Annotated in this window: 9 protein-coding genes; 4 read left to right on the top strand and 5 right to left on the bottom strand. The window is 66.6% G+C overall.

What is annotated here, in order from left to right; all coding sequences use genetic code 11:
• Positions 1-236 precede the first annotated feature (236 nt).
• From ACNPM4_RS13430 to ACNPM4_RS13420, 3 genes are all read left to right on the top strand, one after another.
• Positions 237-734: a DUF6993 domain-containing protein gene (locus ACNPM4_RS13430; RefSeq protein ID WP_400858583.1), complete on the top strand. Its 498-nt coding sequence runs from the start codon at positions 237-239 to the stop codon at positions 732-734.
• A gap of 273 nt (positions 735-1,007) precedes the next feature.
• Entirely contained in the window at positions 1,008-2,687 is a 1,680-nt protein-coding gene (ettA, locus tag ACNPM4_RS13425; protein WP_448986000.1) for an energy-dependent translational throttle protein EttA, read from the top strand.
• Positions 2,688-2,694: 7 nt separating this feature from the next.
• Positions 2,695-3,180 (top strand): acyl-CoA thioesterase, encoded by a 486-nt coding sequence (locus tag ACNPM4_RS13420; RefSeq protein WP_448985999.1) that lies wholly within the window; start codon positions 2,695-2,697, stop codon positions 3,178-3,180.
• 30 nt (positions 3,181-3,210) lie between these two features.
• Here ACNPM4_RS13420 and ACNPM4_RS13415 read toward each other — a convergent pair whose 3' ends face one another.
• On the bottom strand, positions 3,211-4,101 hold the full coding sequence (locus ACNPM4_RS13415) for an acyl-CoA thioesterase (protein ID WP_448985998.1): 891 nt from the start codon (positions 4,099-4,101) through the stop codon (positions 3,211-3,213).
• 50 nt (positions 4,102-4,151) lie between these two features.
• On the opposite strand from ACNPM4_RS13415, the gene ACNPM4_RS13410 reads away from it, so the two are divergent.
• A complete protein-coding gene (locus tag ACNPM4_RS13410; protein WP_091036197.1) occupies positions 4,152-4,817 on the top strand; it encodes a DUF8185 domain-containing protein in 666 nt (221 codons plus the stop codon).
• A gap of 46 nt (positions 4,818-4,863) precedes the next feature.
• On the opposite strand, the gene ACNPM4_RS13405 is transcribed toward ACNPM4_RS13410, so the two are convergent.
• From ACNPM4_RS13405 to pepN, 4 genes are all read right to left on the bottom strand, one after another.
• A complete protein-coding gene (locus ACNPM4_RS13405) occupies positions 4,864-6,528 on the bottom strand; it encodes an FAD-binding dehydrogenase (protein ID WP_448985997.1) in 1,665 nt (554 codons plus the stop codon).
• A complete protein-coding gene (locus ACNPM4_RS13400) occupies positions 6,525-6,974 on the bottom strand; it encodes a globin (protein ID WP_029263444.1) in 450 nt (149 codons plus the stop codon). The genes ACNPM4_RS13405 and ACNPM4_RS13400 overlap by 4 nt, the downstream gene beginning before the upstream one ends.
• Positions 6,971-8,044: a mechanosensitive ion channel family protein gene (locus ACNPM4_RS13395; protein WP_029263443.1), complete on the bottom strand. Its 1,074-nt coding sequence runs from the start codon at positions 8,042-8,044 to the stop codon at positions 6,971-6,973. The genes ACNPM4_RS13400 and ACNPM4_RS13395 overlap by 4 nt, the downstream gene beginning before the upstream one ends.
• Before the next feature lie 161 nt (positions 8,045-8,205).
• Positions 8,206-10,758 (bottom strand): aminopeptidase N, encoded by a 2,553-nt coding sequence (pepN, locus tag ACNPM4_RS13390; protein WP_400858580.1) that lies wholly within the window; start codon positions 10,756-10,758, stop codon positions 8,206-8,208.
• Positions 10,759-10,785: the final 27 nt, after the last annotated feature.

The raw sequence follows: 10,785 nt of genomic DNA, 5'->3' as shown, positions 1-10,785 counted from the left end.
GGGGCCGGACCCTCCGCGACGCCGAATGCAGAGGGCAACAGCCCAGAGGAATCGGTGCACGATGATCCCGGGTCGGAGCAGGGTCTGCATGATTCCGAGCCGCTGGACCTGTCGTGGGCTGCGCCCGCCTCGACCGCGGGCGCCATGTCCTGACGGGCGGCTCCGCGCTCGATTCAGCGGGGTGGGGTGCCGGTGGCGTGCAGGGCCGGATTGCGGGGGAGACGTAGACTCGGCGTGTGCTTCGTCGTTCGGTCCTCACGTCGCCGCGCGCGGCCGGTGCCCTTGCGGCTTCGATCGCCGCGTTCCTGCTGCTCTCCGCCTGTGCGCCGACTCCCGGCCCGTCTGCATCGCCCACGGCTGTCGCGTCGCCGACTCCCGGGACGACGACTCCTGCGGAACCGACGCTCGTGCCCGACGGCACAGCCGAGGAGAACCTCCCGGTCTTCACCTCGGTCGCCGAACGCGTCTGGGCAACGGATCAGCGGGGGGCCGGGCGAGCGTACATCGATGCTCTGGTCACGGCGGGATTCGATCGGAGCGCGATGCAGGTGACGCAGGATCAGTCGACGGTCGGCAACCCTGCGGAGAGCCTGCAGTTCTCCGTGCGCTGGGGTGACAGCGAATGTCTCGTCGGTCAGGTTGGTCCCTCCACGGGACGTGTCGTCACCGTCGTGATGCCGCAGCTCGCCGAGGGGCGCTGCCTGGTGGGCACCACACGTCCGATCGACTGGTGACACGCCAAGGGCCGTTGGTACATCCGTCACGATCTATTCTTCACGCTGATCATCCTCGGACGCGGTGATTGCGGACAGCGTGATGGCTCCGCAGCGCACCGACGTGCGAGGCTGACCTCGGGCGCGCGTGGAGTCCGGCAGACGGCGGAGCTCAGTCCAGGTGCCGGGGAATCGTCTGACTGCCGCCCCGGAGGTAGTCTTAGGTAGATTTCCGCACCGCTTCAGCAGTGCGATGGCAGGTTCGATTCTGATCAGCAAAGGTGTTTAAACGGTATGGCTGAGTACATCTACTCGATGGTGCGTGCGCGTAAGGCAGTGGGCGAGAAGCTCATCCTCGACGACGTCACGATGGCGTTCCTCCCCGGGGCGAAGATCGGCATGGTCGGCCCGAACGGCGCCGGAAAGTCGACGATCCTCAAGATCATGGCCGGTCTCGACATTCCGTCGAACGGCGAGGCGAAGCTCTCCCCGGGGTACACGGTCGGCATCCTGATGCAGGAGCCGGAGCTCGACGAGTCCAAGACGGTGATCGAGAACATCCAGGACGGCATCGCGATCAAACCGAAGGTCGACCGGTTCAACGAGATCTCGCTGCTGATGGCCGAGCCCGACGCCGACTTCGACGCCCTCCTCGCCGAGATGGGCACACTGCAGGAGGAGATCGACGCGGCCGACGGCTGGGACCTCGACTCGCAGCTCGATCAGGCCATGGACGCTCTGCGCACGCCCCCGGCCGACGCCGCGATCGCACCGCTCTCCGGTGGTGAGAAGCGTCGTGTCGCCCTTGCGAAGCTGCTCCTGCAGAAGCCCGACCTCCTGCTCCTCGACGAGCCCACCAACCACCTCGACGCCGAGAGTGTGCTCTGGCTCGAGCAGCACCTGCAGGCCTACAAGGGTGCCGTGATCGCGATCACGCACGACCGGTACTTCCTCGACCACGTCGCCGAGTGGATCGCCGAAGTCGATCGCGGTCGTCTCATCGGCTACGAGGGCAACTACTCGACCTACCTGGAGAAGAAGGGCGAACGACTCGAGGTCCAGGGCAAGAAGGACGCCAAGCTGGCCAAGCGCCTCAAAGAGGAGCTGGAGTGGGTCCGTTCCAGCGCGAAGGGCCGCCAGACCAAATCGAAGGCGCGTCTCGCTCGCTACGAGGAGATGGCTTCGGAGGCGGAGCGGACCAGGAAGCTGGACTTCGACGAGATCCAGATCCCCGCGGGCCCGCGTCTGGGTGGCATCGTGATCGATGCCAAGAAGCTGCAGAAGGGCTTCGACGGTCGGGTACTGATCGACAACCTCAGCTTCAACCTCCCGCCGAACGGCATCGTCGGTGTGATCGGACCCAACGGCGTGGGTAAGACGACGCTCTTCAAGACGATCGTGGGTCTCGAGCCGCTCGACGGCGGCGATCTGAAGATCGGTGAGACGGTCAAGATCAGCTATGTCGACCAGTCGCGTTCCAACATCGATCCGAACAAGACGCTGTGGGAGGTCGTCTCCGACGGCTTGGACTACATCACCGTCGGCAAGACCGAGATCCCGTCCCGCGCTTACGTGTCGAAGTTCGGCTTCAAGGGCCCGGACCAGCAGAAGAAGGCCGGCGTGCTCTCCGGTGGTGAGCGCAACCGTCTGAACCTCGCGCTGACGCTCAAAGAGGGTGGCAACCTGCTGCTCCTCGATGAGCCGACAAACGACCTCGACGTCGAGACCCTGAGCTCGCTCGAGAACGCCCTGCTCGAGTTCCCCGGCTGTGCTGTGGTGATCACTCACGACCGGTGGTTCCTCGACCGGATCGCGACGCACATCCTCGCGTACGAGGGCACCGACGAGAAGCCCGGCCAGTGGTACTGGTTCGAGGGGAACTTCGAGGCGTACGAGGAGAACAAGATCGAGCGCCTCGGCCCCGATGCCGCGAAGCCGCACCGTTCGACGCACCGCAAGCTGACGCGCGACTGAGGCCGCGATGTCCGCTTCACCGAGGCCGCGTCTGCACATCCCGATCCACCTCCGCTGGGGTGATCTGGATGCGTTCAATCACGTCAACAACACCTCGATGCTGAAACTGCTCGAGGAGGCTCGCGTCAGAGCCTTCTGGCGTGCCGGCCCCGGTGAGGAGGCGCCGTCGACGGCGGTGCTCGATTCCGGCATCGACGAGGGAATCCTGACCCTCATCGCGCGACAGGAGATCGAGTACCTCGCGCCCGTGCCATATCAGCGACGCCCGCTCGAGGTGCAGATGTGGTTCGGCAAGCTCGGAGGCTCCAGCGTCGAAGTCTGCTACGAGGTCCACAACGACCCGACCGCAGAACCGCGACAGATCTACGCGCGATCGACGGCGATCATCGTGCTGGTCGACGCTCAGACCGGGCGCCCCACCCGACTCACTCAGGAGATGCGCGACGCCTGGGAGCTGTATGTGGGCGACTCGATCGAGTACTCCCACCGCTGACGTCGCGGCGGGTACCGGTGTGACCGAGCCCTAGGGCGACTCCTCGGGCACGCGGATCATGATCTCCTGTGCGATGCTCGCGACCAGCGCGCCGTCGCGCGTGTAGATCCGTCCGGTGGCGAGCCCCCGCCCCCCACGCGCATTCGGCGACTCCTGCACATAGAGCAGCCACTCGTCGACGCGCGCGGGTCGATGCCACCACATCGCGTGATCGAGGCTCGCGACTTTCAGCCCGGGGAGCGCCCAGTAGACGCCGTGTGCCCGCAGGATCGATTCCTGGATCGTCATGTCGCTGAGGTAGGCGAGAGCCGCTCGGTGCAGGCGCTGGTCGTCGGGGAGCGGGGCACGCAATCGCATCCACACGGCTTGGCGGGGCACTTGCTCATCTTCGCTGGGCAGGTACATCGGAGAGTCGACGTGGCGCACGTCGGCCGCCCGTTCGCTGAGCATCCGCGTCGTGCCTTCGGGCAGCCCGTGGACACGCTCTTCATCCGGGGCGAGCTCGTCCGGGTCGGGAATGCCCGCCGGCATCGGCTCGGCATGCTCCACGCCGGGATCGGCGTCCTGGAACGAGGCGATCATCGAGAAGATCGGCACGCCGTTCTGGTAAGCCTGGGTCCGCCTGGTCGAGAACGATCGGCCGTCGTGGATCCGATCAACCGCGATGGTGATTCCCTGGCTCGCATCCCCGGGACGCAGGAAGTACCCGTGCATCGAGTGCACTGCGCGGTCCTCGGGAAGTGTCCGCTCCGCGGCGAGCAGAGCCTGAGCGAGCACCTGGCCCCCGTAGATGCGGCCGCTCGGCATCGGATGCGAGGAGCCGGTGAAGATGTCCTCTGTGGTGCGAGCCTGAGCCGCGTCGAGATCGAGGACCTCGAGGAGTCGCTCGACGGTCTGGATGGCGTGCTGGTCCGCGCTCATGTGTTCCTCTCCGCGACCCCACACGCCGCACCGTTGGTAGTTTAGAACGCGTGCCTCATCACCTCCTCCTCGCCGACCCCGACACCGCGAAGGATGTTCTGACCTTCGTCGGTCGAGCGACCAGGATCACCGACGAAGGGGTGCGGCTCCAGGCGGCGAACGGTGTGCTCGCGCTGACCACCGCCGTACTCGCACCGCAGGGTCTGTTCGACCAGACGCCGACCGTCCTGGCGATGCGCATCGTGCATGCCGACCCAGAGCTCGAGTGCGACATCGTCGTCGATCAGCTCTCGAAGACAGACGACGCCGAACGACTCACTCTCCCGGAAACGGGTCTCTCTCCGGCCTGGGCTGGCATCGCCCCACCTCGGAGCGCGTGGGCGACGGAGGCGACGCTGGGAGCTTCCGTCATCGCGCAGCGTGCCCAGTGGGGGATCTCGGCCGTCGCACGGGGGGCGGGCCCCGGCTCAGGTGAAGAAGCGGTCCGCGCACTCCGCGCGGCGATCTGGGGTGAACCCGATGAGGATCTGGGAGGGCTGCCCCGAGGCGCAGCGTTCGCCGCCGATGCGATGGGCTTCATCTCCGGCGAAGAGCAGGTCCAGATCTCGCGATCCGGCAGGTGGACTCGTCTCACCTTCCGTCGCGGACATGTGCTGGTGCGTGGTCCCGTGGCCACCGGGCTGACGGGCATCCGTTCCACAGGCTCCGCCGTTTAGTCGCCGCGCCCGGATTCTCCCCGCGCTCGGTTTCGAACCGTCTTCGTCAGCCCGCGGCTGCGGCTGCGCGGCCGGCGGCTCTGCCGGAGAACAGGCATCCGCCGAGGAAGGTCCCCTCGAGCGCGCGATAGCCGTGAACTCCACCGCCGCCGAAACCGCTCGCCTCACCTGCGGCGTAGAGTCCGGGGATCGGGTCTCCGTTCGCATCGAGAGCACGGCCTGCGAGGTCGGTGTTGATGCCGCCGAGCGACTTGCGCGTGAGGACGTGGAGTTTGACCGCCACTAGCGGCCCGGCGCTCGGGTCCTGCAAGCGATGTGGTGCTGCGGTGCGGATCAGCTTGTCGCCGCGATAACCACGCATGGAACGAAGCATGCCGATCTGCGCATCCTTCGTGAAGTCGTTGTCCATCTCTCGATCTCGGGCGACCACCTCGCGGCGGACGTTGTCGATGTCGAGGAACTCGCCGCCGGGGTGGCGCTGCATCTGCTCGAGCAGCGACTCGAGGTCGTTCTCGACGATGAAGTCCTCACCTTCGTCGAGGAACGACTGCACCGGCCCGGTCGGTCCCTTGGCGAGTCGGGATTTCAGCAGCAGCTGAACATCTTTGCCGGTGAGGTCGGGGTTCTGTTCGCTGCCCGAGAGCGCGAACTCCTTCTCGACGATCTGCCGCGAGGTGACGAACCAGGAGTGATCGTGACCGGTCGTACGTAGGTGCGCGAGCGTTCCCAGAGTGTCGAACCCGGGGAACAGGGGTACCGGGAGGCGCTTGCCCGTCGCATCCAGCCAGAGCGACGACGGCCCGGGGAGGATGCGGATGCCGTGAGACGGCCACACCGGGTCCCAGTTCGTGACGCCCTCGACGTAGTGCCACATCCGGTCGCCATTGATGAACCGCGCACCGGCGGCCGCGCTGACGCTGTACATCGATCCGTCGACATAGGCCGGTACCCCTGTGAGCATGTGCTCGGGGGGAGTGCCGAGGCGTTCGGGCCATGCAGCCCGCACGAGGTTGTGGTTCCCCCCGATGCCGCCAGAGGAGACGATGGTCGCCCGGGCCGCGATCTCGAACTCGCCGATGATCTCGCGCGACGACACCGCACCACGCGATGCGCCCGACGAGGCGAGCACGTTTCCGCGCGCACCGGTGACCGCGCCGTCGGTCACCACGAGCTCGGAGACGCGGTGTCGCGGGAGGACCGTCAGACGTCCTTCCCGCTCGCCCTGCTCGATGGCGGCTGCGAAGGGTGCGACGATCCCCGGCCCGGTGCCCCAGGTGATGTGGAATCGTGGGACCGAGTTGCCCGGTCCGATGGCGCCGTAGCCGCCGCGTTCCGCCCAGCCCACGACGGGGAAGAACCCGACGCCGCGCTCGCGCAGCCACGAGCGCTTCTCTCCGGCTGCGAACTGCAGGTAGGCCTCTGCCCAGCGCCTCGGCCATTCATCTTCCGGCCGATCGAACCCGGCGTTGCCGAACCAGTCCTGAGTCGCGAGCTCGAGGGAGTCCTTGATCCCGAGCCGCCGCTGTTCAGGGGAGTCGATGAAGAAGAGCCCGCCGAACGACCACCAGGCCTGACCGCCGAGGTTCGTCCGCGGCTCCTGGTCCACCAGGATGACGCGACGGCCGGCGTCGAGAGCCTCGGACGCGGCGACGAGTCCGGCCAGCCCCCATCCGATCACCAGAACATCTGTGGACAGGGGCTTCGTCGTCATGAGCTCTCCGTTGATTCCTGACGTGATCGGGTCTCGAGCGTGGGGCGACCGCCGGGAGCGGCCCCGATCCCCGAAGGCTCGAATGTGTTCACCATGGCATACGCGGCGCGCTCCAGGTAGTCCCAGAGCGTCGCTTCGTGCAGAGGAGACAACTGCGCCTCGTCCACGGCTGTCCGCATGTGACGAAGCCAACGATCGCGCGCGTCGGCATCGATGTGGAACGGCATGTGCCGCATCCGCAGGCGGGGATGCCCGCGCGTGTCGCCATACGTCGTCGGGCCGCCCCAGTACTGCTCGAGGAACATGCGGAGCCGGTCTTCGGCGGGGCCGAGGTCTTCCTCCGGATACATCGGCTTCATCACGGGATCGAGGGCGACCTCGCGGTAGAACACCGACACGATCTTCGTGAACGTGTCGTGTCCACCGATCTCGTCGTAGAACGTCACTTCTGGGGACTCCCGTCATCCGTGGGCTTCTTGCGGCGCCAGATTCCACGGTCAGGGATCACCGGCACGCCGGTCACCGCGTTGGGTCGCGTCCGGGGAGGATTAGCGCCGCGGACCCGGCGGGCGCCATCGAGCCCTGTCGGCACGACATCGACCATGCGCGGCACGCTGATCTCCTTCTCGAGGAGTGCGGCGCGCAGGCGGCGGCGCAGCTCCTGCGCCACGTCGTCCTTCGCGTTGGCACGTGCTTTGATCACGATGCGGACGACGAGGGCATCGCCGTCGATCGACTCCAGCCCCCAGAGCTCCGGTTTCTCGATGATGCGCGTGCGCCACTTGGGATCCTTCGCCAGCCCCTGTGCGGTCTCGAGCATGATGTGCTCGACCTGCTCGAGGTCGGAGTCGGCCGGGACGCCGAGGTCGATGATCGACCGCGCCCATCCCTGCGACATGTTGCCGATTCGGGTGACCTCGCCGTTTCGCACATACCAGAGGGTGCCGTTGACGTCGCGCACCTGGGTGATCCGAACGCTGACGTACTCGACGACACCGCTCGCGAGTCCGAGGTCGACGACGTCGCCGATTCCGATCTGATCCTCGGCCACCAAGAACATGCCGTTGAGCACGTCCTTGACGATGTTCTGCGCGCCGAACCCGAGACCGGCGCCGACCGCAGCCGTGAGGAGGGTCAGCGACCCCAACAGGCTCTGGTCGAGGGCGTTCACGATGAGCACGATCGCGATGACCACGAGCATCACGTTGACGATGTTCTGCAGGATCGTGCCGAGGGTGCGGGTCCGTTGCACCAGACGCATGTCGGCGAGGGGTGAGCGCTCCAAGGCCTGAGTGTCGTCGACCGACGCCTTGCTCTTCGCGCTGTCGACGATGCGGTGCACGACCCGACGGATGACCAGGCGCAGGATGAGCCCGATCACGACACAGCTAGCGATGATGATCGCGACGGTGAGCGCCTTCATGCCGACCTGGCTCAGCCAGGCGAGCAGGTTCGTCGCCCAGTCGGGGAGTGGGGTCTCCGCGGGAGGATCATTGACATCGAAGGGGAGCATCATCAGTCACGATCCTAGCGAGCGGGTCTCTGTGCAGGCTGGGCGGATGCGCCGTGCGAAAACGGAGACCATCCACGTCCGCTGCGCCGCGTCCGCGCGGGACACTCCGAGAGCGAGGTGGGTGGTCTCCGTTTCGAGAGCCGGTGGCGGCTGAGGCGGAGCGCTCAGTCCTCCGCGTCGCGTGCCTGTGCGGCGAGTGCGCGCTCGACGTCCGCGAGGTTCTCGAGCACCAGGCGTCGAAGCGCCGGCGCAGCATCCTGGTTGGCCGCCAGCCACGAGCGCGTCGCGTCACGAAGCGCCCCGTCGGCGAGAGCCGTCGGGAAGAGCCCGACGATCAGGTACTGAGCGATCTGGTAGGTGCGCGACTCCCAGATGGGGAGCAGCATGTCGAAGTAGGCGGGGACGAACTCGCCCAGTACGGCGGCGCCGGCAGGATGCGTGAAACCGAGCGCGGCGGAGCGAACTATCGTGTTGGGAGCATCGTCGCGCTCGATGAGCGAAGCCCAGGCCGCTTTCTTGGACGCCGAGTCGGGCAGAGACGCCCGCGCCTGCGCGGCGAATTCCCCGCCCTTGGCGGTGTTGTCCGCCGCCAGAGCGGCATCGATCGCCGCGGCATCGGTGGCGCCGATGGTCGCGAGACCCACGAGCAGCTGCCAGTTCAGGTCTGCGTCGATCTCCAGACCGTGAAGCGTGTCCTCACCGGAGCGCAGACGGCCCACGATTCCCGCGTGCTCCGGAGTCACCAGGGCATTCGCGAAGGCGGTGACGAACTGCAGCTGGCTGTCGCTGCCCGGCTCGGCCGACTCCGCCAGGCTCCACAATCCGTCGGCAACCTTGAGACGAGCGGTCTCTCGCTCAGCCGGGGCGACGTAGAGCGTGGCGGCCGTCCGCAGCTGAGCGAGCGTGGTGCGCACGGTCGTCGACTCGGTCTCCCGGCCGATGTTCCCCAGCACGAGGTCGATGTAGGCGGAAGCCGCCGTCTCCGCATCCCGCGTCTGATCCCACGCGGCACCCCACACGAGCGAGCGGGCGAGCGGATCGTGGATGTCGGCCAGGTGAGCGATCGCGGTGGCGAGCGACTTCTCGTCGAGGCGGATCTTCGCGTAGGCGAGGTCCTCATCGTTGAGCAGCACGAGGTCGGGGCGGGCGATGCCCTGCAGCTCCGGCACCTCGGTGCGGTCGCCGTCGACGTCGACCTCGAGGTAGTGCGTGCGGGTGAGTGCACCGTCGGTCAGCGTGTAGAAGCCGATGCCCAGTCGGTGCGGTCGGATGGTGGGGTAGTCCGCCGGGGCCGTCTGCGTGATGGCGAAGCGCGAGATCGTGCCGTCGTGGTCCTCCGCGATGACCGGCTCGAGCGTGTTGACGCCTGCCGTCTCCAGCCACTTCTTCGACCATGTGCTGAGGTCGCGACCGCTGGTGGCCTCGAGCTCCGAAAGCAGGTCACTGAGTTCGGTGTTGCCCCAGGAGTGCTTCTGGAAGTACTGCGACACACCGGCGAAGAACGCCTCGATGCCGACCCAGGCGGCCAGCTGCTTCAGGACCGATCCGCCCTTGGCGTAGGTGATGCCGTCGAAGTTGACCTGCACGTCTTCCAGGTCGTTGATCTCCGCGACGATCGGGTGGGTCGAGGGGAGCTGGTCCTGTCGATAGGCCCAGGTTTTCTCCATGGCGTTGAACGTCGTCCACGCCTCGGTCCACTCGGTGGCTTCGGCGGTGGCGATGGTCGACGCCCATTCGGCGAACGACTCGTTCAGCCAGAGATCGTTCCACCACTTCATCGTGACGAGGTCGCCGAACCACATGTGTGCGAGCTCATGCAGGATCGTCACGACGCGGCGCTCCTTGACGGCGTCGGTGACCTTGCTGCGGAAGACATAGGTCTCGGTGAAGGTGACGGCTCCTGCGTTCTCCATCGCTCCCGCGTTGAACTCCGGGACGAAGAGCTGGTCGTACTTGGCGAACGGGTACGGAACCCCGAACTTCGACTCGTAGTAGGCGAAACCCTCGCGGGTCTTGTCGAAGATGTAGTCGGCATCGAGGTGCTGCCACAGGCTCTTGCGTCCGTAGACGCCGAGGGGGATCACACGGCCCGAGGCGCTGGTGAGCTCCGAGAACGTGGACTCGTAGGGTCCGGCGACGAGCGCGGTGATGTACGAGGAGATGCGTGGGGTCGGCTCGAAGCCCCAGGTCGCCGTCGTGTCGTCGTCGTGCACGATGGGCTCGGGCGTGGGGGAGTTGGAGATGACCTTCCATGCCGCCGGCGCCGTCACGGTGAACTGGAACGTCGCCTTGAGATCGGGCTGCTCGAACACCGCGAACACGCGACGTGAGTCCGGGACCTCGAACTGCGAGTAGAGGTAGACCTCTTCGTCGACCGGGTCGACGAAACGGTGGAGGCCCTCGCCCGTGTTCGTGTAGAGGCAGTCGGCATCGACGACCAGCACGTTCTCGGCCTGCAGCCCGCTGAGCGCGATGCGAGAGTCGGCGAAGACCTCGTTCGGATCGAGCTGCTCGCCGTTGAGGGAGATCTCACGCACGTCCCGGGCGATCAGGTCGATGAAGGTGAAGCTCTCCGGAGTCGCGGTGAAGCGCACCACGCTCCGGGAGCCGAAGATCTCGGCACCCTTGGTCAGATCGAGGGCGACTTCATAGGACTGAGTGTCGATGACGTCGCGGCGCTCCTGCGCTTCGATGCGGGTGAGGTTCTCTCCAGGCACAGCTTTACTCCCAGGGGTGAGGGGATG

This window comes from Microbacterium umsixpiens (assembly GCF_053543675.1).
This window is presented reverse-complemented; position numbering and strand designations above follow the sequence as displayed.